At 61.0% G+C, this 22,544-nt stretch carries 19 protein-coding genes; 4 read left to right on the top strand and 15 right to left on the bottom strand.

Annotated elements, in window-relative coordinates; all coding sequences use genetic code 11:
* Nucleotides 1–113: 113 nt before the first annotated feature.
* Entirely contained in the window at nt 114–452 is a 339-nt protein-coding gene (glnK, locus tag ACMV18_RS09480) for a P-II family nitrogen regulator (protein ID WP_374258646.1), read from the bottom strand.
* Between the two features lie 302 nt (nt 453–754).
* Between glnK and ACMV18_RS09475 the strand changes: the two genes are divergently transcribed.
* Together ACMV18_RS09475 and ACMV18_RS09470 are read left to right on the top strand one after the other, a co-directional pair.
* Nucleotides 755–2,293 carry a YifB family Mg chelatase-like AAA ATPase gene (locus tag ACMV18_RS09475; RefSeq protein WP_420817632.1) on the top strand — a complete coding sequence of 513 codons (1,539 nt, stop codon included), beginning with the start codon at nt 755–757 and terminating at the stop codon, nt 2,291–2,293.
* Nucleotides 2,294–2,387: 94 nt separating this feature from the next.
* Nucleotides 2,388–2,942 carry a copper chaperone PCu(A)C gene (locus ACMV18_RS09470; RefSeq protein ID WP_420817631.1) on the top strand — a complete coding sequence of 185 codons (555 nt, stop codon included), beginning with the start codon at nt 2,388–2,390 and terminating at the stop codon, nt 2,940–2,942.
* Here ACMV18_RS09470 and lapB read toward each other — a convergent pair.
* From lapB to gyrA, 10 genes are all read right to left on the bottom strand, one after another.
* Complete coding sequence (gene lapB, locus ACMV18_RS09465) at nt 2,936–4,093, bottom strand: lipopolysaccharide assembly protein LapB (RefSeq protein WP_374258651.1); 1,158 nt, start codon at nt 4,091–4,093, stop codon at nt 2,936–2,938. The two genes, ACMV18_RS09470 and lapB, sit on opposite strands and share 7 nt — an antisense overlap.
* Before the next feature lie 14 nt (nt 4,094–4,107).
* Nucleotides 4,108–4,479, bottom strand: coding sequence for a LapA family protein (locus ACMV18_RS09460; protein WP_420817630.1), 372 nt, complete (start codon nt 4,477–4,479; stop codon nt 4,108–4,110).
* Nucleotides 4,480–4,483: 4 nt separating this feature from the next.
* Entirely contained in the window at nt 4,484–4,822 is a 339-nt protein-coding gene (locus ACMV18_RS09455; RefSeq protein WP_374258654.1) for an integration host factor subunit beta, read from the bottom strand.
* A gap of 150 nt (nt 4,823–4,972) precedes the next feature.
* On the bottom strand, nt 4,973–6,655 hold the full coding sequence (gene rpsA / locus ACMV18_RS09450) for a 30S ribosomal protein S1 (protein ID WP_420817629.1): 1,683 nt from the start codon (nt 6,653–6,655) through the stop codon (nt 4,973–4,975).
* 186 nt (nt 6,656–6,841) lie between these two features.
* The gene (locus ACMV18_RS09445; RefSeq protein WP_420817628.1) at nt 6,842–8,887 is read right to left on the bottom strand and encodes a bifunctional 3-phosphoshikimate 1-carboxyvinyltransferase/cytidylate kinase; all 2,046 of its coding nucleotides are present in this window, start codon (nt 8,885–8,887) and stop codon (nt 6,842–6,844) included.
* Nucleotides 8,888–8,940: 53 nt separating this feature from the next.
* Entirely contained in the window at nt 8,941–9,828 is an 888-nt protein-coding gene (locus tag ACMV18_RS09440; RefSeq protein WP_420817627.1) for a prephenate dehydrogenase, read from the bottom strand.
* A 15-nt stretch (nt 9,829–9,843) separates the two neighbouring features.
* Complete coding sequence (gene pheA / locus ACMV18_RS09435; protein ID WP_420817626.1) at nt 9,844–10,968, bottom strand: prephenate dehydratase; 1,125 nt, start codon at nt 10,966–10,968, stop codon at nt 9,844–9,846.
* The gene (gene serC / locus ACMV18_RS09430) at nt 10,961–12,067 is read right to left on the bottom strand and encodes a 3-phosphoserine/phosphohydroxythreonine transaminase (protein ID WP_420817625.1); all 1,107 of its coding nucleotides are present in this window, start codon (nt 12,065–12,067) and stop codon (nt 10,961–10,963) included. Before serC ends, pheA begins: the two co-directional genes overlap by 8 nt.
* Nucleotides 12,068–12,093: 26 nt before the next feature.
* The gene (locus tag ACMV18_RS09425) at nt 12,094–12,696 is read right to left on the bottom strand and encodes a hypothetical protein (RefSeq protein WP_374258663.1); all 603 of its coding nucleotides are present in this window, start codon (nt 12,694–12,696) and stop codon (nt 12,094–12,096) included.
* Between the two features lie 43 nt (nt 12,697–12,739).
* Nucleotides 12,740–15,370, bottom strand: coding sequence for a DNA gyrase subunit A (gene gyrA / locus ACMV18_RS09420; protein ID WP_420817624.1), 2,631 nt, complete (start codon nt 15,368–15,370; stop codon nt 12,740–12,742).
* Between the two features lie 342 nt (nt 15,371–15,712).
* Here gyrA and ompA point away from each other — a divergent pair, with 342 nt between their 5' ends.
* Complete coding sequence (gene ompA / locus ACMV18_RS09415; RefSeq protein ID WP_374259243.1) at nt 15,713–16,363, top strand: outer membrane protein OmpA; 651 nt, start codon at nt 15,713–15,715, stop codon at nt 16,361–16,363.
* Between the two features lie 78 nt (nt 16,364–16,441).
* Here the strand turns inward: ompA and ACMV18_RS09410 are convergent, their stop codons facing one another.
* Nucleotides 16,442–18,055 (bottom strand): GMC family oxidoreductase N-terminal domain-containing protein, encoded by a 1,614-nt coding sequence (locus ACMV18_RS09410; protein WP_420817623.1) that lies wholly within the window; start codon nt 18,053–18,055, stop codon nt 16,442–16,444.
* The gene (locus ACMV18_RS09405) at nt 18,052–18,588 is read right to left on the bottom strand and encodes a hypothetical protein (RefSeq protein ID WP_420817622.1); all 537 of its coding nucleotides are present in this window, start codon (nt 18,586–18,588) and stop codon (nt 18,052–18,054) included. The genes ACMV18_RS09410 and ACMV18_RS09405 overlap by 4 nt, the downstream gene beginning before the upstream one ends.
* 283 nt (nt 18,589–18,871) lie before the next feature.
* Here ACMV18_RS09405 and ACMV18_RS09400 point away from each other — a divergent pair, with 283 nt between their 5' ends.
* Nucleotides 18,872–20,566, top strand: a complete 1,695-nt coding sequence (locus ACMV18_RS09400) for a long-chain-fatty-acid--CoA ligase (RefSeq protein ID WP_420817621.1) — start codon at nt 18,872–18,874, stop codon at nt 20,564–20,566.
* A 96-nt stretch (nt 20,567–20,662) separates the two neighbouring features.
* Here ACMV18_RS09400 and hemW read toward each other — a convergent pair whose 3' ends face one another.
* Together hemW and rdgB are read right to left on the bottom strand one after the other, a co-directional pair.
* The gene (gene hemW / locus ACMV18_RS09395) at nt 20,663–21,844 is read right to left on the bottom strand and encodes a radical SAM family heme chaperone HemW (RefSeq protein WP_420817620.1); all 1,182 of its coding nucleotides are present in this window, start codon (nt 21,842–21,844) and stop codon (nt 20,663–20,665) included.
* Nucleotides 21,841–22,503, bottom strand: coding sequence for an RdgB/HAM1 family non-canonical purine NTP pyrophosphatase (gene rdgB / locus ACMV18_RS09390; RefSeq protein WP_420817619.1), 663 nt, complete (start codon nt 22,501–22,503; stop codon nt 21,841–21,843). Before rdgB ends, hemW begins: the two co-directional genes overlap by 4 nt.
* Between the last annotated feature and the right edge of the window lie 41 nt (nt 22,504–22,544).

Genomic DNA, 22,544 nt, shown 5'->3' with positions numbered 1-22,544 from the left:
AGCTTTCTCATGAATTGCCTCTTGGAAAGTACAGAAAGGTGGTTACAGCACGCACACCTTTCTGGTGTGGGCCACAAAAAGTCAGTGAGCAGAAGGTTCTGATCGATGGTCGATCAGAGCGCATCCTTGTCGGTTTCGCCGGTACGGATGCGGATGACTTGCTCCAGCGGGGTCACGAAGATCTTGCCGTCACCGATCTTGCCGGTGCGAGCCGACGTCTCGATAGCTTCGATCACGCGGTCGAGGATGGCTTCATCCACGGCAGCCTCGATCTTGACCTTGGGCAGGAAGTCGACCACGTATTCCGCGCCACGGTACAGCTCGGTATGGCCCTTCTGGCGGCCGAAGCCCTTGACTTCGGTCACAGTGATACCCTGAACGCCAATGGCGGACAGAGCCTCTCGGACTTCATCAAGCTTGAAAGGCTTGACGATGGCGGTCACCATTTTCATGGTTGATTCTCCGGTGAGTTGGCAAAATGATTAGACGCTTTCAATACTGCAGGAAGCGTGCCAAGGTCGAGAAAAGCTGACCATTGCAGCGGAGAAGAGGGTGGTGCACTGATTTGGCGTGCTGCGCGTTCGGGTGCACGCATTAAGTGCAGGCAAATGGTCCTCTCGCTTCGCACCACTTTAGTGCACCATTGTTGTGCGTGCAACACGTGGCATTTGTGATGAGGGCGCCCAAGAGGGGGGCGCGGAGATGACGCTGGATCGGCAGAATCCGGCGCTTTGCCGCTTGCTGCCTTGTATTTATGACGCTTGCCATTGTTCACAGCCGCTCACTCGACGGCTTGCGAGCCCCTGAAGTCACCGTGGAGGTGCATCTCGCCAATGGATTGCCAGCATTCACCTTGGTGGGCTTGGCTGACACCGAGGTCAAAGAAGCGCGAGAGCGTGTGCGTGCCGCCATGAGTTCCAACGGGCTGGAGTTCCCGCTGAACAAGCGCATCACGGTGAACCTGGCGCCAGCAGATCTGCCCAAAGAGTCCGGTCGCTTCGACCTGCCTATTGCGTTGGGCATTCTGGCAGCCATGGGTCAGGTCGACGCAGAAAAGCTGGCTCGGTATGAATGTGCGGGAGAGTTGTCGTTGGGTGGCGAGTTGCGGGCGGTTCGAGGCGCTTTGCCCATGGCATTGGCCCTGCGCCGTGCGTCTGACGGGCCCCATGCCGCGCGCGCGTTGATTCTGCCCAGTGCCAGCGCCCATGAAGCGGCGCTGGTGGAGGGGGTGAGCATTTACGGGGCGACGCATCTCATGGACGTGGTCAACCATCTGCGCCCGGCGTCATCGGTGACGGACGTCTCGGATCTGGCTCGGGTGACCCCGGATCGTCAGCAGGTGCGACCGATCCTTTGCGAAGATCTCAGGGATGTCAAAGGCCAGACGGCTGCCAAGCGCGCCTTGGAGATCGCCGCAGCGGGTGGCCATTCGATGCTGATGGTAGGGCCGCCCGGTTCTGGCAAGTCCATGTTGGCCCATCGGTTTGCGGGCTTGCTGCCAGCCCTGACGGATGACGAGTCACTGGAGTCAGCGGCGGTATTGAGTCTTGCCGGGCAGTTTGATGCACAGAAGTGGGGTGAGCGGCGGTTTGCTGCACCACATCACACCGCGTCGCCCGTCGCCTTGGCAGGAGGCGGCTCGCCTCCGCGTCCCGGCGAGATCTCTTTGGCACATCACGGTGTTCTTTTCCTGGATGAGTTGCCCGAGTTCCCTCGCGCGGCACTGGAGGCACTGCGGGAGCCGTTGGAGACCGGGCAAATCTGCATTTCTCGGGCGGCGAGACGGCATGAGTTCCCGGCACGCTTTCAATTGCTGGCCGCCATGAACCCCTGTCCGTGCGGGCATTTCGGCAATCCTCTCAAAGCGTGTCGCTGCACCCCGGATCAGGTTGCGCGCTATCAAGGGCGTCTGAGTGGCCCGCTGCTGGATCGCATCGACGTGCAGGTGGATGTGCCGGTGGTGCCTTCGGAGGTGCTGGCGCAAGCGCCGGACGGCGAAAGCTCTGCGGTGGTGGCTCGACGTGTCGTGGCGGCGCGTGCATTGCAGCGTGAAAGACAGGGGCAACTCAATGCGGCCCTGCAAGGTCAAGCACTGGAGTCATGTGTCGCAGTCAGTCCGAGCGCCAAGCAATTTTTGCAAGGGGCTTGTAGCCGCCTAGGGTGGTCGGGGCGAGCCTACTACCGCGTTCTGAAGCTGGCGCGAACCATCGCCGATCTGGCTGGCGCCCCTGCCATTGAAGTGACGCACATGGCGGAGGCGATTCAATACCGACGTGTATTGCAGATCCATTGATGTGGCTCAGGTCTGGCCGCGCCTCGAACAAGACTAGACTAGCCCGTGAGATTGATCGCGCCGCACGGCATGCGGTGATGTTTGTGGAGAACGTATGAGCAAAATGATGATTCGTCAGGCCTGTGCGGCCTTGCTGTCTGGGCTGGCGCTGGTTGTGGCGGCTGATGTCGCATCTGCCGCAGATCAGAAGGCCGTGGCCAAAGTGGCGGTTGAATCGCCTCTGGTCAAAGTGGATCAGGCGTGGGTGCGTCCGATGGTCAAAGGCCAAACCGCAACTGGCGGCTTCATGAACCTGACCGCTACGCAAAATTTGACTTTGGTGGGCTTTGCCATGAGCACGCCGGGGGTGCCTGAGTTGCACGAAATGGTGATGGACGGTTCTGTCATGCGCATGCATGCCGTAGACACCCTCGCGCTGCCCGCGGGTCAAACCGTTTCATTGCGCCCAGGCGCACAACACCTGATGCTGACCGAACTCAAGCAGCCGTTGCAAGAGGGCAGTGAGGTGTCACTCACGCTGAAATTGAAAACGGCTGAAGGCAAACTGGTCACGCAGGACATCAAGGTGCCAGTCAAAGTGATGCCCATGGCCATGCCGGCCATGAAGGGTGATGCCATGGGCGGGCACCACCACGACATGCATCACTGATCTTCGAGGCGGCGGGGTGGGTAGGTATCCCACCCTTGGCAGCCTGGACACTGCCAGAAGTAGTGTTGGCTTTCGAAGCCACAGGCTGCGCAGCGATAGCGCTGCAGCGGCTTCGCCGCTGTGGCCAAGGCTTGCTGGAGTCGCTCGATTTCGGCCTCCTCCAGTGGGACATGGGTGGCCAGACGTTCGCGGATCAAGCCTTGCGCAGCAGACAGTGACGGCGCTTGGCTGATGTGGCTCATCAGCGCTTGGCGACGCGCGTCAGCGTCGGGCTGCAAACTGTTGAGCGCAGTCAGGATGTCCACCGACGGGACCTGCAGATACAAGTTCTGCAATTTGGCCAATGCGTTATCTGCTTCGCCGCAGGCTTGAGCAGAGCGAGCGTAATCCGAGGCGATCAACGAAAACGCCTGAGGCTGCATCACCATCAGGTCGTCCCAGATCTTGAGGGCTTCGGCATGGCGGCCCTGCCGTACCAGGCGTTGCCCCTGCATCACCAGTGGGCGAGCAGCCTGGGGCGCAGATTCACGGGCACGTTGCAAGGCGAGTTCTGCATCTTCGGCTCGGCCGCGCGCGTCGGCCTCATGTGCGACTTCACACCAGAGATGCGCCGTGCGCTGCGTGAAGGAGCCCGTGCCAGCCGCCTCAAGTTGACGTGCCACCTCAATGGCTGGGTGCCAGTTGCGTGAGCGCTCGTACAGAGACAACAAAGCCAGTCGTGCATCGGTCGTGAAGGCTGTGCCCTCCAAGGCTTTGAAGGCTTCCTCGGCGCGGTCAAACAAACCTGCCTTCATGAAGTCCTGTGCCAAGGCGTGCTGGGCGCGTTCGCGCTCTTCCCGCTTGAGATCGGCACGGGCCAGCAGGTGCTGGTGCACGCGGATCGCGCGCTCGTACTCACCACGACGCCGGAACAGATTGCCCAACGCGAAGTGCAGGTCAGAGGTGTCGGGGTCGTGCTGAACGGCTTCGATGAACGCATCGATGGCCTTGTCCTGCTGTTCGTTGAGCAGCAGGTTCAGGCCCTTGAAGTACGCTTGCGGCGAGGCCTGATCTTCGCGTTTGAGTTGGCGCAGGTCCAGGCGTGAGGCAATCCAGCCCAGCAAGAAGGCCACCGGCAGGGCCAGCAGCAACCAGTAAAAATCAAATTCCATGGGGTGTGGGGGCCTTACTTGGCAGGCTTGCGCGGCGCAGGCATGTCCGGCGGAAATGGCAGCTCCGGTGGCAGCGACACAGGGGCGCTGGCTATCGACTCTTTGGTAGGGGATGTGGGGGCTTCAGCCGAGGTTGGCCCGGAGGTCTCGGGCATCAGCTTTTGGCGATGGCGGGCATCGCGACGGTGGCGCCACCAACTGGGCACCATGGCGGTCACACCGACCGCACAACCCAGTGCAAACACTGCCAGCACGATGAACACCATGGGTGCTTGCCATCGGTAGCCCAGAAACCACTTGAGCTCGACCGTGTGCTGGTTGTTGAGTGCAAAGGCAAACAGGATGAAAAACAGCAGGGCTCGCCACAACCAGTTCAGGGCACGCATCTGATCAATCCTTTTGAGGCTGGTCCGAATGATCTGCCGAGGCTTCGGCATGGGTGACAGTATCCACCTTGTCGACCCCTTCGCGCAGGGCTTTGCCGGGTTTGAAGTGTGGCACCAGCTTTTCGGGGATCAGCACTTGCTCGCCAGAGCGTGGGTTGCGGCCCATGCGGGGCGGGCGACGGTTGATCGAAAAGCTGCCAAAGCCGCGGATTTCGATGCGATGCCCCTTGGCCAACGCTTCCGACATGGTGTCCAGAATGGTCTTGACCGCAAATTCGGCATCACGTTGCGTAAGCTGACCGAAGCGCTCAGCCAGGCGGGTAACCAGGTCGGATCGTGTCATGTGTTGACCGCAAAAATTTCGGAGGTTGTGGTCAGCATCAGCAAAAAGCCCCAAGCGCTGGATTTCGCCAGAACCTGGGGCTCGTGCCACGCTCATCACAACCCCCACAGGCCGGAGCCTGCAGGGTTGAGGTGAACCGGATCGACGGGATTAGCCGTTGTTTTGATCCAGCTTGGCCTTCAGCAGGGCGCCCAGGCTGGTGGTGCCGGAGCCTTCCTTGGTGTCAGCGCTCAGACGTTGCAGAGCTTCTTGTTGCTCAGCGTTGTCCTTGGCCTTGATCGACAACTGGATGTTGCGGGTCTTGCGGTCGATGTTGATGATGATGGCGGTGACTTCGTCGCCGTCCTTCAGCACGTTGCGAGCGTCTTCAACGCGGTCGCGGCTGATTTCGGAAGCGCGCAGGTAACCGACGATGTCATCACCCAGCTGGATTTCAGCGCCCTTGGCATCCACGGTCTTGACGGTGCCGGTGACAGTAGCGCCACGGTCGTTCAGGGTCGTGAAGTTGGTGAAGGGGTCAGAGTCCAGTTGCTTGATGCCCAGGGAGATGCGCTCGCGCTCGACGTCGATGGCCAGCACGACGGCTTCGACTTCCTGGCCCTTCTTGTAGTTGCGCACGGCAGCTTCGCCAGGCTCGTTCCACGACAGGTCGGACAGGTGAACCAGACCGTCGATGCCGGCGGCCAGACCCACGAACACGCCGAAGTCGGTGATCGACTTGACGGGACCCTTGACCTTGTCACCGCGGTTGAAGTTCTGAGCGAAATCGTCCCATGGGTTCGGCTTGCACTGCTTCATGCCCAGGGAGATACGACGCTTGTCTTCGTCGATTTCCAGGACCATGACTTCCACTTCGTCGCCGAGGTTGACGATCTTGTTGGGAGCGATGTTCTTGTTGGTCCAGTCCATTTCGGAGACGTGCACCAGGCCTTCGATGCCGGGTTCGATCTCGACGAAAGCGCCGTAGTCAGCGATGTTGGTGACCTTGCCGAACAGGCGGGTCGAAGCAGGGTAACGGCGCGACACGCCAACCCACGGATCGTCGCCCATTTGCTTCAGACCCAGCGAGACGCGGTTCTTCTCGGCGTCGAACTTCAGGACCTTGGCGGTCAGCTCTTGGCCAACGGTCACCACTTCGGAAGGGTGACGGACACGGCGCCATGCCATGTCGGTGATGTGCAGCAGGCCGTCGATGCCGCCCAGGTCCACGAACGCACCGTATTCGGTGATGTTCTTGACCACGCCTTGGACGATGGCGCCTTCGCGCAGCGTTTCCATCAGCTTGGCGCGCTCTTCACCCATGGAGGCTTCCACCACAGCGCGACGCGACAGCACAACGTTGTTGCGCTTGCGGTCCAGCTTGATGACCTTGAATTCCATGGTCTTGCCTTCGAACGGCGACATGTCCTTGACAGGGCGCGTATCGAGCAGCGAACCGGGCAGGAAGGCACGGATGCCGTTGACCAGAACGGTCAGGCCGCCCTTGACCTTGCCATTGACGGTACCGGTCACGAAGTCGCCAGACTCCAGAGCGGTTTCCAGAGACAGCCACGAAGCCAGACGCTTGGCCTTGTCGCGCGACAGGATGGTGTCGCCGTAGCCGTTTTCGATGGCGTCAACCGCCACGGACACGAAGTCACCCACTTGGACTTCGATTTCGCCCTGGTCGTTGCGGAACTCGTCGATGGGCACGTACGCTTCGGACTTCAGGCCGGCGTTGACCACCACGAAGTTGTGTTCGACGGCCACCACCTCAGCGGTGATGACTTCGCCCGTGCGCATGTTGGCACGTTGCAGCGACTCTTCAAAAAGGGCGGCAAAAGATTCAGACATGGAATTTCCTGTGCTGGCGTGAACCAGCGGTAACGCTCAGGTCGACAGGAACGACCGGAACGGGTTGGGTTGAAGAACATGACGCCCGTGCTGCCCTTGCGGGCAACGCTGATTGCTCACGCCCCGGCCTGGCAGCAGGGGCTGGATGTCACAGCCTTTGAAAATGGCCTTGCCGCGTCGTCGAACTCAGTGTCCGGCAATCACGTGGGGCCAGCCCTCGACCCACCATCCCAGCACGGTTTCCACCGATTGCTCGATGGTGAGCGCAGAGTTGTCGAGTTTTTGGGCATCTGCAGCAGGGACCAAAGGCGCCACCGCACGGGTTCGATCCCGTAGGTCGCGCGCCTCCAAATCTGCGCAAATCCCGTCAAGGTTAGCAGAAATCCCTTTTTGGATCAATTGGTTATAGCGGCGCTCGGCCCGCTCGGCCACCGTTGCGGTCAAAAAGACCTTCAGCGCCGCGTCCGGGAACACCACTGTGCCCATGTCGCGTCCGTCGGCAACCAGGCCTGGCAAGCCACGGAACGCCTTCTGCAATTCCAGCAGAGCCTGGCGGACACCCGGATAAGCAGACAGCTTGGATGCGGCCTGGCCGATTTGTTCTTGGCGGATGACCTCACCCACATCACGGTCATTCAGCCAGATGTGCTCGTGTTCGAAGCGCAATGGGATGGTGGCCCCCAATTCACGCGCCAGGACTTCCAGACCTTCTGCGTCATCCAGGCTGATGTTGCGCTCGGTGGCCAACAGACCGGTGATGCGATACAGCGATCCGGAATCCAGGAACTGATAGCCCAAACGGGTGGCCAAAGCGCTGGCCAGGGTGCCTTTGCCAGAAGCCGTCGGGCCGTCTACCGCGATGACAGGGATCAGATCCGGATTGGTTTGCACCACCTGGAACAGGGTTTCGAAGTAATCCGGGAAGGTCTTGCCGACACAGCGCGGGTCGTCGATGCGCACCGAAATGGGCTTGTCCGTGATGGCCGTGGGCGCCAGCGGGTTGAAGGCCGCGAGCGAGAAGCACATGGCCATGCGATGGTCGTCGTAGGTATGGATGCTGGCATGTTGCCAGGCACCCGTGGCGGGTGGGGTGATGCTGATGTAGTCAGCCCCTTCCTCCACGGCAGCGCCGAGCTTGCGCAGCTCGGTGGCCATCGCTGCAATCCGGTCAGTTTCCTTGACACGCCAGCTGGCAATGTTGGTCAGTCGCGTGGTGCCGTTGGCGTACAGGGCCATCACGGCCAGGGTCATCGCCGCATCCGGGATGTGGTTGCAGTCCATGTCGACGGCCTGCAGTGGCCATTGGCCGCGGCGGATTTCGAGCCAGTTGGGGCCAGCTGTGACCTGTGCGCCCATGGCTTGGGCAGCTTCGACAAAGCGGATGTCACCCTGGATGGAGGCCGCGCCTACCCCTTCCACGCGGACCGGCTTGTCGATGCCCGCGATGGCGCCGGTGGCGATGAAGTACGAAGCGGATGAGGCATCGGCTTCCACATGGATCTCGCCGGGAGACTGGTAGCGGCTGCCTTGGGGGATGATGAAGCGCTCCCAGCCTTGGCGCTCGACGGCAATGCCGAAGCGGGCCAGCAGGTTCAGGGTGATCTCGATGTAGGGCTTGGAGATCAGTTCGCCGACCACTTCAATGGTCAGTGCCTGGTTTTGCGAGACCAATGGCAAGGCCAGCAGCAGCGCCGTGAGGAATTGGCTGGACACATCGCCCCGTACCTTGATGGGGGCATCCAGTTTCAGTGTGCCACCCGCCAGACGCAGGGGCGGGTAGCCTTCCTGGCCGGTGCACTCGACGGTGCAGCCCAGCGGACGCAACGCATCGACGAGATCGCCGATGGGGCGTTCGTGCATGCGCGGCACGCCTGACAGGGTGAAGACGCCACCCTGTGTGGCCGACAGCAGCGACAGCGCCGCCGTCAATGGACGCATGGCCGTGCCGGCGTTGCCCAAGAACAGGTCGGCTTGCTTGACGGACAGTTGCCCACCCAAACCCGTGATGCGGACCGTGTCGCCCTCTTGCTCGATGGCGCAACCCAGCACGCGCAAGGCTTCGAGCATCACATGCGTGTCGTCGGACGCCAGCAGGTCATGGACCACCGTGGTGCCTTCGCTCAAACCTGCCAACAGCAGCACGCGGTTGGAAATGCTCTTTGACCCGGGCAGGCGAACCGTGCCGCCAGCAGTCAGAAGAGGGGGGAGGTCGAGGAAAGCGGTGGTGTACATGCGAAAACCGTCGTCATGCAGGTCTCATAGGGGCGCCTGCATGGTGCATCAAATCAGAAACGGGAGGAAGAGGGCTTGGGCGCGCCCAATTGCCACTGGCTGCGCGCGGTCGAAGCCGACTGGATATGCTGCTGCAGGGCAGGGCCATTCCAGTCGCGCATCAGTTGCTCCATCTCCAACAAGGCATTGCGGAAGGTCTCCGATTGCTTGAGGATCTCTTCGCGGTTCGACAGCAAAATGTCGCGCCAAATGGTCGGGTCGCTGGCCGCAATCCGGGTGAAGTCCCGGAAGCCGGGGCCGGCCAAAGACAGGTATTCCTGACCTGCGGGTTGTTCGCCCATGGCGTTCATGTACGCAAAGGCCAGCAGGTGAGGCAGGTGGCTCACGGCCGCAAACGCGGCGTCGTGATGCTCCGGGGTCATCTTTAGGACCTGACACCCCACGGCGGCCCAGGCATCTGTGGCCTTTTGAACCAATACGGGGTCGGTCTGCTGCAAGGGCGTCAGGATGACCTTACGGCCTTGGTACAGCGTGGCGTCTGCATGCTCGATGCCTGCCACTTCGCGACCGGCAATCGGGTGGGCTGGCACGAAGGAGGGCAAACGCTCCTTCAGCACGCGGCGTGCCGCATCGACGACATCACGCTTGGTCGAGCCCACATCCATGAAGAGGACGCCCGGGTTGACCAGATGGCGAATGGACTTGAACGTGCCTTCGCTGGCGGCCACGGGCACCGCGATCAGCACGATGTCCGAGCCCGATACGGCCAGCAGTGCGGACTCGGCCATCACATCAATCACACCCAGACGGCGAGCCTTTTCAACGGTGGACGGCGATTTGCTGTAGCCCACCACTCGCTTGACGAGGCCGGCCTTTTTCAAAGCCAGGGCGAAGGAGCCGCCCATCAGGCCACAGCCAATCAGGCCGAGTTGATTGAACATGATGAGACCTCTTGATCAGTGCACGTCCAGCGGGTAGCTGCCGAGCACTTTGAAGAATGAGCATTGGGCGCGCAATTCAGCGATGGCGGCCGCAACGTTGTCCTGGTCGGGGTGGCCGGCCAGGTCAATGAAGAAGACATATTCCCACTGGCCAGACTTCGCCGGGCGGGATTCGAATCGGGTCATGGACACGCCGTGGCGCTTGAGCGGCACCAGCATGTCGTGCACGGCGCCAGGGCGATTGGCCACGGACAGTGCCAGACTGGTGCAGTCGTGTCCCGTGGGGGCCGCCGGCGAGTGCTGGTCCACATTGGTGATGATGACAAAGCGGGTGCGGTTGTGCACTTCGTCCTGAATGCCACGATCGACCACGTGCACGCCAAACTGCGAGGCCGCACGTTCGCTGGCGATGCCGGCGATGCTGGGGTCTTCGCTGGCCAAGCGTGCGCCTTCGGCGTTGCTGGACACGGCGCGACGCTCCACGCCTGGCAGATGCGTATTCAGCCAGTTCTGGCATTGCGCCAGCGCTTGGGGGTGGGCGCACACCACTTTGATGCCATCGCGGCCCGGCGCCTTGCGAAGCAGGTTGTGCGTGATCATCAAATTGGTTTCCCCGATGATGGTCAGGCGGGACTGCAGGAGCATGTCCAGCGAGCGCCCCACCACGCCTTCGGTCGAGTTCTCGATGGGGATGACGCCGTAGTCGGCCGAGCCTGACGCCGTGGCACGGAAAATCTCGTCGATGTTCACACAGGCCACGGGCTCGATCGACGACCCGAAGTAGTTGAGCATGGCCTGCTCGGTGAAGGTGCCCACCGGCCCCAGGAAGGCCACACGCTGACGTGCTTCCAGCGCGCGGCAGGCCGACATGACCTCGCGCCAGATGGGCGCAATGCTGTCGTTCAGAATGGGGCCAGGGTTGCGGTTCTTGGCACGGTCAATGACCTGTGCTTCACGGTCGGGGCGGAAAATGGGCGAGCCATCCAGCTTTTTGACCTCACCCACCGCCTGCGCCAGGCGTGCACGCTGATTCAGCAGATCCAGCAGTTGCTGGTCCAACGAGTCAATCTTGACGCGCAGATCGGCCAGTTGCTCGTTGACCGGGCGGCCGTCCGGCTTGAAGTGGGCCTGATCAACCATGGCGTTGCGCAAAGTCCTTCATGTAGGCGACCAAGGCCTCCACGCCCGCAATCGGCATGGCGTTGTAGATGGAGGCACGCATGCCCCCCACGCTCTTGTGGCCCTTCAGTTGCAGCAGACCCGCTTCCTTGGCGCCGGCCAGGAAGGCGTCATTGAGCGCATCCGACGGCAGGAAGAAAGGGATGTTCATGCGCGAGCGGCAGTTCTGTGCGACCTTGTTGACGTAGAAGCCCGAGGCGTCCACATAGTCGTAGAACAAATTGGCCTTGGCGATGTTGCGCGCCTCGATGGCAGCCAGACCGCTCAATTCGCCTTCACGCTGACGCTTGATCCACTGGAACACCAGACCTGCCAGGTACCAAGGGTAGGTGGGTGGGGTGTTGTACATGGAGTCGTTGTCGGCCACGATCTTGTAGTCGAAGGCAGACGGCGTGATGGGCAGGGCGTGGCCGAGCAAGTCCTCACGCACGATGACCAGGGTCAGACCCGCCGGGCCGATGTTCTTCTGGGCGCCGGCATACGCCAGCCCCACCCGCGACCAGTCAATGGTGCGCGAGACAATGTGCGACGACACGTCGATCACCAGCGGGGCGTTGGAGCCCAGCGCAGCCAGATCGGGCAATTCGTGCATCTCGACACCGTGGATGGTCTCGTTGCTGCACACATGCACGTAAGACGCGTTGTCACTGATCTTCCACGAGGCCACGTCGGGCAGCGTGGTGTGTTGCGTCTCGGTGTTGTTGGCCGAGATGTGCACTTCACAGTACTTGTGCGCTTCCTTGGCCGATTTTTGCGACCACGAGCCCGTGATCACATAGTCAGCGCGTTTGCCGCGTGACAGATTCATGGGCACGATGGCGTTTTGCGCAATCGCCCCGCCCTGCATGAACAGGATCTTGTAGTTGGCGGGGACCGCCAGGATGTCGCGCAAGTCGGCTTCGGCTTGCTGGGCAATGGAGATGAACTCCTTGCCACGGTGGCTCATTTCCATGACACCCATGCCCGAGCCGTGCCAGTCCAGCATTTCGCTGGCGGCCTGTTGCAGGACTTCTTCAGGCAGGGCGGCGGGGCCGGCTGAGAAATTGAATGGACGGGTCATCGGGCGGGTGTCAGGAACGGAGTCAATTACTTCTTGGCGGCGGGCTTGGCTGCAGGTGCGGCCTTGCCATCATTGCCCTGGCTGAGCTTGCCACCGGTGGCGGTGTCCAGGATCTTGCGGATATTGGCTTCAGCCGACTGGAGCTTGGGGGTCACTTGAGGACGGGCGTCGGTGACGACCTTTTCCAGCAACATGTTGCTCAACTCGGGCAGCATGCCTTGGTACTTTTTCAGAATCGGCGACTCCAGCATGCCGATCAGTTGCTTGAGTTCGTCTTCCGAGAAACGCTCTTCAAACAGCGGGCCGATGGCCGACTGGCTCAGCTTGGTCGCACTGGCGCGCACGATGGGCGTGGCGGCATCCAGATACTTGCGGATTTCGGCGTCAACCTGTTTGGCCGTGGCTTCACGTTTGTCTTCGGGCACGGCCTGAACAATGATGCTGCGCGCACCGCCCGCCAGTTGGCGAGCAGGTTGTTCGGCCACGTTGCGCGCCATGTCGTCCAGCGCAGTTTGCTGCGAGGCGAGGATCTTTTGAACCAATTCTTTCTTGTCAGCATGGGCAGACAAGGAAGTGGCTGCCAGGGTCATGGCAACGACGGCGGCCCATGCGGTCTTCTTGAATGTCATCGTGTGTCCTCGCGTTTGCTAGTCAGGTACCTGGCCGGATGGCTCAGGCTTCGGTTGAGCCTTCTGAGGCCTCAGGGGTCTCGCCTTCTTCGCCATCGTTGCCGCTGGCGTCGTTTTCGGCAATGCGTTGCAGGCCAATCAGCTTGGCACCTTCATCCAGCGAAATCAGGGTCACGCCTTGCGTGGCGCGGCCCAACTCGCGGATCTCGGCGACGCGGGTGCGAACCACCACGCCCTTGTCGGTGATCAGCATGATCTCGTCTTCGGTGCGGACCAGGGTGGCGGCCACGACCTTGCCATTGCGCTCAGACTGCTGGATGGCAATCATGCCCTTGGTGCCGCGGCCGTGGCGGGTGTACTCGACGATGCTGGTGCGCTTGCCATAGCCGTTTTCGGTGGCGGTCAGCACCGATTGCGATTCGTCTTCGGCCACCAGCATGGCGATGACCGATTGGCCTTCTTCCAGCATCATGCCGCGCACGCCTCGGGCGCTGCGACCCATCGGGCGCACGTCGTCTTCGTCAAAGCGCACGGCCTTGCCGCCGTCAGAGAACAGCATCACATCGTGCTTGCCGTCGGTCAGGGCTGCGCCGATCAGATAGTCGCCCTCATCCAGGCCCACGGCGATGATGCCGGCCTTGCGGGGGTTGCTGAAGTCGGTCAGCGGCGTCTTCTTGACCGTGCCCATGGCGGTGGCCATGAACACATAGTGGTCTTCAGGGAAGCTGCGGAATTCGCCGGTCAGGGGCAGGACGACGTTGATCTTCTCGTCTTTTTCCAGCGGGAACATGTTGACCATGGGCTTGCCGCGCGAGTTGCGCGAGCCCTGAGGTACTTCCCAGACCTTGATCCAGTACACGCGTCCGCGGTTGCTGAAGCACAGGATGTAGTCGTGCGTGTTGGCGATGAAGAGTTGGTCGATCCAGTCGTCTTCCTTCGTCGCCGTGGCCTGCTTGCCGCGACCGCCGCGCTTTTGGGCACGGTACTCGCTCAGCGGCTGGCTCTTGATGTAGCCCGTGTGCGAGATGGTCACGACCATGTCGGTCGGGGTGATCAGGTCTTCGGTACCCAACTCTTGGGCGTTGTGCTCGATGGTCGAGCGGCGGGCGCCCAGCTTGGTCTGCCCGAATTCTTGGCGGATCACGGCTAGTTCGTCGCCAATGATGGACGACACACGCTCGGGCTTGGCCAGGATGTCCAGCAGGTCGGCGATCTGGGCCATCACATCACGGTATTCACCGATGATCTTGTCCTGCTCCAGACCGGTCAGGCGCTGCAGGCGCATCTGCAGGATTTCGCCAGCTTGCTCTTCGCTCAGGCGGTACAGACCATCGGGCTGCATGCCGTATTGCGGGGCGAGGCTTTCGGGGCGGTACTGCTGGGCATCGCCATCGACGCGGGCGAGCATCTCGCGCACCAGCGACGAATCCCAGCTCTTGCTCATCAGGGCGGCCTTGGCCACCGGTGGGGTGGGGCTGGTCTTGATGGTCTCGATGAATTCGTCGATGTTGGCCAGCGCAACGGCCAGACCTTCCAGCACGTGGCCGCGCTCGCGCGCCTTGCGCAGTTCATACACCGTGCGGCGGGTCACCACTTCGCGGCGGTGTTCCAGGAAGACGGTGATCAGGTCCTTCAGGTTGCACAGCTTGGGCTGACCGTCGATCAGCGCCACCATGTTGATGCCGAAGGTGTCCTGCAGCTGGGTCTGCTTGTACAGGTTGTTCAGCACGACCTCAGGCACTTCACCGCGCTTGAGTTCGATCACCACACGCATGCCGGACTTGTCCGACTCGTCCTGAATGTGGCTGATGCCTTCGATTTTTTTCTCATGGACCAGCTCGGCGATGCGCTCAAGCAGGGTCTTCTTGTTGACTTGGTAAGGGATCTCGTCAACGATGATCGCTTGACGGTCGCCCTTGCCAATGTCTTCAAAGTGCACGCGTGCGCGCATGACCACACGACCACGGCCCGTGCGGTATCCCTCACGCACACCCGACATGCCGTAAATGATGCCGGCGGTGGGGAAGTCTGGCGCCGGGATGATTTCCATCAGTTCGTCGATGGAGCATTCGGGGTTTTTCAGCGCGTGCAGGCAGGCGTCCACAACCTCATTGAGGTTGTGGGGGGGGATATTGGTGGCCATACCCACCGCGATACCGGCCGAGCCGTTGACCAGCAGATTGGGCAGGCGGGTCGGCAGCACCAGCGGCTCTTTTTCAGAGCCGTCGTAGTTGGGGCCGAAATCAACGGTTTCCTTGTCGATGTCGGCCAGCATTTCGTGGGCGATCTTCGACAGGCGGATTTCGGTGTAACGCATGGCCGCAGCACTGTCGCCGTCCACCGAACCGAAGTTGCCTTGACCATCGACCAGCATGTGACGCAGCGAGAAGTCCTGCGCCATCCGGACGATGGTGTCGTACACAGCGACGTCGCCGTGGGGGTGATATTTACCAATGACGTCGCCAACGATGCGAGCGGACTTCTTGTAAGGCCGGTTCCAGTCGTTGTTCAGCTCGTGCATGGCGTACAACACACGACGGTGAACGGGCTTCAGGCCGTCGCGGGCGTCTGGCAGGGCACGGCCCACGATCACGCTCATTGCGTAATCGAGATAAGAACGGCGCATCTCCTCTTCGAGGCTGATGGGCAAGGTTTCCTTGGCGAATGACGTCATGCGTGCTTCACGGTAAGAAGAGAGGTGTACCCGCCGCGCGGCTGGCAGACCGGGGTTCCGACAGGCCGAAGCGGGTGGAACTTCCAGGGAAGGCCCTCACGCGCGCGACAAGTCGAAAGGATCATTGTAATTGGCGGATCATGTAGTCGCAGCGCAACACGAAAGCGCCTGACCCTGCTGCGGTGTGCTTGCCACTTGAGTGACAAATTGTCTATGGCACAATGGTTTTCGTTAAGTGCCCTGGGGAAGACCTGGGTACTCAGTGCCCCACCCCAATCCGGGTAGTTGCCCTTTCAGGGCGCATCGCAGTTGAATGCTGCGTTTCATCTCGTGAGGACTTGCATGATCAAACTGAACAAAGTTGCCGCCCTGTTCGCTACCGTTGCCTTGTCTGGTGGTGCATTTGCACAAACCGTTGACAACTGGCGTGCTACCGATGGCACCGTGTGGAAGAACGGTACCAACGAACTGTGCTGGCGCAACAACTTCTGGACCCCTGAAACGGCTGCTCAAGGCTGTGACGGTGGCAAGGCTGCTCCCGCTGCCGCTCCTGCTGCGCCCGCTCCTGCTGCTGCACCGGCTCCTGTGGCTGCTGCGCCTGCTCCCGCTCCTGCCGTGGCACCTGCTGCGCCCGCTACCGAGAAGGTGAGCTTCGCTGCTGACGCCTTCTTCGACTTCGACAAGGCTGTGCTGAAGCCTGAAGGCAAGGCCAAGCTGGACGATCTGGCTGGTAAGGTCAAGGGCCTGAATCTGGAAGTCATCATCGCCGTGGGTCACACCGACTCCAAGGGTACTGATGCTTACAACCAGAAGCTGTCGGTCAAGCGCTCTGACGCTGTCAAGGCCTATCTGACCAGCAAGGGCATCGACGCCTCCAAGGTGTACACCGAAGGCAAGGGCGAGAAGCAACCTGTTGCTGACAACAAGACTGAAGCTGGCCGCGCCAAGAACCGTCGCGTTGAAATCGAAGTTGTGGGCACCCGCAACAAGTAATTTGTGAGCGAGAGGCGTTGCCTCTCGTTGGCAAGAAAAAAAGCCCCGCCTTGGCGGGGCTTTTTCATGGTCGATCAGTTAGGCCAGTTGAACGGTTTTGCCTGTCAATTGCTTGGCCAGTTGGGTTGCCAGCTTATTGGTTGCGCCGTAAATGGACAACTGTGGGTTGGTGCCGATGCTGGTCGGGAAGATTGAGCCGTCGTGAACCGACAGGTTGTCGATGTGCCAGTGCACACCATCCGGACGGATCACCCCCTGCTTTTCGGTGCCGCCCATCCAGCAGCCGCCCATCACGTGAGCGCTGCCCACCCCCATCAGCAGCGGCTTCATCTCGAGCTGGGCGATGCCGGCTTTGGCCTCCGCCCACGACCGGTAGTACTGACCTTGCTCGTGATACGGCATGACCATCTGGGCGCCTGCGGCAAATTGAATCTCTGCCATGGTCAACAGTGAGCGGCGCATGCCATCAAAGACATAGTCGGTCAGGCGATAGTCCAGGAGGGGGGAGCCATCCGGATTGAGCCGAACGGTGCCGCCGACGGACTCGGGATGGAAGCCGTCGCGCATCAGCGAAAGCATCATCTGCGTGTGCGGATAGTGCTGCATGCGTGCGGCCAAGGTTGCGCCGTGACCGCCCATCAGCATCGATGCCAAGCCCGGTTGAAGGGGGGCTGCCTCCAATTTGTAACCCATGGGGCCATCGGCCGGTGCGTTGTGCACAAAGTGGTCCGAATAGATGGATTGAGGGGTGCCCGCCCAAGCCGCAACCTTTTCTGCAAAGATGCCAGCCGAGAAAGAGACGGGGTGCAGGAACGTCCGCTTGCCCAGAAAGCCATGAGGGTCTGGGGCGTTCGATCGCAAAAGCAACGCGGGTGAGTTGATGGCACCGCCTGCGACGACGTAATGGCGTGCTTTGACGCGCATCACTTTGTCGGAGACCTTTTCGCCATTGACGCGAATGGGTACGCACTGGATGGCTTGGACTTTGCCATCCTTGATGTCCAAGCGCTGCGCCCGTGTCTGGTAATACAGCCGCGCCTTGGCTTCGAGGGCTGCTGGCAAGGTCGTGATCAGCATCGACTGTTTGGCGTTCGTGGGGCAGCCCATGCCGCAGGAGCCCAGGTTCCAGCAGCCTTTGACATTGCGCGGGATCACGTCAGCGGAAATGCCGATCTTCTGTGCCCCCTGGCGCAAGACTTCATTGTTGCGATTCGGCGGCGCTTCTTCCCAGCGGTGCATATTGAGTCGGCGCTCGACCTGCTCAAACCATGGGGTCATGGCCGATTCGCTGAACTCCTGGAGGCCGTACTTGTCCTGCCAGTGCTGAAGTGTGTTTTCAGGGGTACGGAACGAGCTGGTCCAGTTGACCACGGTGGTGCCGCCAACGCACCGGCCTTGCAGCACGCTGATGGCGCCATCCATGGTGCGGCGTGCAGCCGATTCCTGATACAGCGAGCTGTAAGCCTCGGCTTCCCGCTGATTGAAGTCGCTGCTGGTGCGAAGAGGGCCTTCTTCCAGCAGCACCACGGCCAAGCCGGCCTTGGTCAAGATTTCGGCGGTGATGCCAGCGCCTGCACCCGTGCCAACGATGGCGACATCGCAGGTGACTTCATCAGGCAGGCCATCGGCGCCATTGTGGGCTTGCCAGCCGCGGGCCAAACCCTCGCGGAACGGATCGGGAAGTTTGCTCATACGTCGAGGGGGCCGGGGTAACCGGTGCCAGGCCAGTTGGTGCTTTGGGTGAAAAAGGTCATGCAGGTCAGTCCTCGGACAACCTGGTAGGTGAGGCGGTGCGTGGGGAGTGGGTTGATGCGCATCGTTTCCAGTGCACGCTCAATGTCGGTGTCACTGGCGCCCTGCCAGCCGCCACGCAGGTCAGTGAGCATGTAGCGTGTCACGCCATTGCCCAGCAACCCGAGGATGGCGTTGATCTCGACTTGCAGAACGGCCGGCAGTCCATTGATGTAGCGCTCCATGGCACTCAGGTGGGCCTCCAGAGCGGCTTGGCGTTGAGTGGGGTCCTTCGGCAGCATGGGGCCCACGATGCCTCGGGTGAGCCCGAGAATGACATCGCGTCCATGTGGTGTGAGGCGGCCATGGCTCAAGCCGCGGTGCCAGTAGACCAGGCTACCGAATGTGGCGCCGACAGCGCCAATGGCCAGCGCGGTTTTGAGGAACCAGCGACGCTTGGGCGTGAGGGGGTGATTGATGGCTTTGTCGACCATGGTGAGGGCGGTGTCGAGCGGGTGAATTTGAAATAGGAAACATTGTGAGTCAAATTTGAGGTCGGCGCTGCCTAGTGAAAACCACGAGCAAACCCGCATCAACCAAGGGAAAACCACTACGCTTATCTTCCTGAAACTTGCTGTTGTCACCTTGTGTTGTCAGTTGTTGCGGGAATACCCTTAGCCGCGAATGTTGCAGAATGCATGCAGTGCAAACGGGTGCAAACAATCCTTCCATGTTCAGCCCGTAGTCGTGAACGATCGATACGAGACGAGGATAGCGATGACGAGTTCCAAGCCTTGGTTGGCTCATTACGAAGCTGGTGTTCCTGCTGAAATCAATCCCGGTGAGTACAACTCGCTGGTTGACTTGCTGGACCAGTCTTTCAAGCAATTTGCCAAGCGTGACATGGCGTCCTTCATGGACGTGCACTGGACGTATGAGCAAGTCGAAGAACTGTCCAAGTCGATGGCTGCATGGTTGCAGTCGCTGGGTTTGCCCAAGGGTTCGCGCGTGGCGCTGATGATGCCGAACGTGCCTCAGTACGTGGTGTCGATCGCGGCGGTCTTGCGTGCCGGGTATGTGGTGGTGAACGTCAACCCGCTGTACACCCCTCGTGAACTCGAGCATCAACTCAAGGATGCTGGCGCAGATGCCATCGTGATCCTCGAGAACTTCGCGACGACCCTGCAAGAGGTGGTTGCACGCACGCCGGTCAAGCACGTGGTGCTGGCGTCGATGGGCGACATGCTGCCGTTCATCAAGGGCGCATTGGTGAATTTTGTGGTGCGCTCCGTCAAGAAGATGGTGCCGGCCTACAACCTGCCCAATACCGACAAGTGCAAGGTTTTGACCTTCAAGGACGTGATCGCCAAGGGGCGTGCACTCAAGTACAACCGCCCTGCGCTGCAGCCCACGGACGTGGCCTTCCTGCAGTACACCGGCGGCACCACGGGCGTGTCGAAGGGCGCAACACTGCTGCACAGCAACGTGGTGGCCAACATTCTGCAAAACGAAGCTTGGTTCAAGCCTGAGTTGGACAAGTTGGGCAACCAGCCTATGGTGTCGGTGTGCGCGTTGCCGCTGTATCACATCTTTGCGCTGACGGTCTGTTACTTCATGGGCGCACGCACGGGTTCGATGAACATCCTCATCCCCAACCCGCGTGACTTGCCCGCCGTCATCAAGACGCTGAGCAAGTACAAGATCAACCAGTTCCCGGCCGTGAACACGCTGTTCAACGCGCTGGCCAATCATCCCGACTTCGCCAAGCTCGACTTCTCGGGTCTGAAGGTGTCGATGGGGGGCGGCATGGCCGTGCAGCAAGCCACAGCCGAAATCTGGAAGAAGGTCACGGGTTGCCCGATCGTGGAAGGCTACGGTCTGTCGGAAACTTCGCCGGTGGCCACGGCCAACCGCCTGGACAACACCGAGTTCAACGGTTCGATTGGCTATCCCTTGCCTTCGACGGAAGTGGCCATTTTGGATGACGATGGCGTTGCGCAGCCCATCGGTGGTGTGGGTGAGATCTCGATCCGTGGCCCTCAGGTGATGGCGGGTTACTGGCAGCGTCCGGATGAAACTGCCAAGGTCATGACCGCGGACGGCTTCTTCCGCACTGGCGACATCGGCATCATGGATGAACGTGGCCAGGTTCGCATCGTGGACCGTAAGAAGGACATGATTCTGGTGTCGGGCTTCAACGTGTACCCGAATGAAGTGGAACAAGTGGTCAACATGCACCCTGGCGTGCTGGAGTGTGCCGCTGTGGGCGTGCCCGATGCCAAGTCGGGTGAGGCTGTGAAGCTGTACGTGGTGCGCAAGGACGAGAGCCTGACCGTGGAAGCCCTGAAGGCCTATTGCCACGAGCAGCTGACCGGCTACAAGTGTCCGAAGTACATCGACTTCCGCGCTGACCTGCCCAAGTCCAACGTGGGTAAGATCCTGCGCCGCGAACTGCGCGACGAGAAGAAGTAAGCTCCAGTGGTGCCGGTGCCAAGTTGGCGCCTGCCCGGAGGCAAAAAAGCCGCTGGCCCTTGTGGGGTGCAGCGGCTTTTTTTCTGTGAATGCCGGTCAGTCTTGCAAGAACAGGGCTTGCAGGTCGCTCAGAAAGTCGAAGCCTTTGGTGGTGGGCCAGGCGCGGGTCAGATCTCTCTCGAGCAGACCTTTGGCTTCGGCCTCGGCCAGCGGGCGTTGAATGCTTGTCAGGGTCAAGCCTGTGCGCTCGCTGAACCGCAGTAACTCGAACCCATCGCGCAGGCGCAATGCATTCATCATGAATTCGAAGGCCCGGGATTTCAGGGCGACTTCCTGCTCGTTGGAGCAGGCCTGGCCCTGCAGTGCCTTGTCCATGTAGCTGCCAGGCTCACGCCAACGGACCTGACGCACGATCTTGTCGGGGAAGCTGATCTTGCTGTGGGCGCCAGCACCCACGCCCAGATAGTCCCCGAACTGCCAGTAGTTGAGGTTGTGCTGACAGTGGTGACCCGGTCGTGCATACGCTGAGACCTCGTAGCGTTGGAGTCCGGCCGAGGTGGTCCGCTCGATGAGGTGGTCGAGCATGTCGAATGCGGAGTCATCGTCGGGCAGACCTTCAGGAGGCTGCGTGGCGAAGCGCGTGTTGGGCTCAAGGGTCAGGTGGTACAGCGACAGATGGGGGGGCTCGAATGCCAGGGTCTGCTGGATGTCAGATTCCAGGTCGTGCATGGACTGACCGGGCAAGGCGTACATCAGGTCGAGGTTGAATGTGTCGAAGCAGGCTTGAGCTTCTTCGACCGCGGCGATGGCTTGCGCACGGTTGTGCACGCGCCCCAGTGCCTTCAATTTCTGGTCGTCAAAGCTTTGTACGCCGATCGACAGACGATTCACGCCCGCCTGACGGAAGGCTTTGAAGCGGTCTTTCTCGAAAGTGCCGGGGTTGGCCTCGAGGGTGATCTCGGCGTCAGCGTTGACAGGCAGTCGGGCGCGGATGTCGCACAACAAGCGGTCAATGGACTCGGGTGAAAAGAGGCTGGGTGTGCCGCCGCCGATGAAGATGGTGTGGATCCGGCGTCCCCAGATCTGGGGCAGTGCGGATTCGATGTCGGCGCAGATCGCATCCAGGTAGCGAGATTCGGGCAGGGTGCCGTCAGCTTGCCGGTGCTCGTGCGAATTTAAATCACAATAGGGGCACTTGCGCAGACACCAAGGAAGGTGCACGTACAGTGACAGCGGGGGCAGGGCGCTCAAGGCGCCGGGCTGATGCAGCGTGATCATGCTGGTTGCCACGCCCACTGTTCGCCATCGGTGATGCCCCAGCGTGCCTGAATCAGTTCCAGCAAGCGAGTGCAGGCCTGGGCTCGGTGGCTGACGCCGTTTTTGATTTCAGGAGCCAACTCTGCCGCGCTTTGCTGGTGCTCGGGCAGCCACAGCAGGGGGTCGAAGCCGAAGCCGTGTTCGCCGCGCGGTGCGTAAAGCAGCTCGCCGGTCCAGTGACCTTCTGCGATCAAAGGCTCCGGATCCTCGGCGTGGCGCACGGCAACCAGCACACAGGTGAAGTGGGCTCGGCGTTGGTTTTGCCCCTGCATCTGATCCAGGAGCCAGGCGTTGTTGGCAGGGTCAATGACCTCTCTCCCTGCGCCTTCGGTGGCTCGGCCGGCATCCACCGCGTAGCGTGCTGAGCGTACGCCCGGTGCACCACCTAACGCATCCACACACAAGCCTGAATCGTCGGCGATGGCGGGTCCCCTGCCTTCGCGAGCGGCATGGCGCGCTTTGGCCAAGGCATTTTCCACAAACGTGACGTGGGGCTCTTCGGCCTCAGGGATGCCAAGGGCGCCCTGCGTTACCAGTTCGACGCCTAACGGGGCAATGAGTGCTTGCAGTTCGCGGAGCTTCTTGGCGTTGTTGGAGGCCAGGATGAGGGTCTTGCGCATGTGTGGGCTCTAAAAAAATCACCCTCGACAACCTGCTGGCG

The sequence above is a fragment of the Aquabacterium sp. genome (genome assembly GCF_048860245.1).
Taxonomy (GTDB): domain Bacteria; phylum Pseudomonadota; class Gammaproteobacteria; order Burkholderiales; family Burkholderiaceae_C; genus Aquabacterium.
This window is presented reverse-complemented; position numbering and strand designations above follow the sequence as displayed.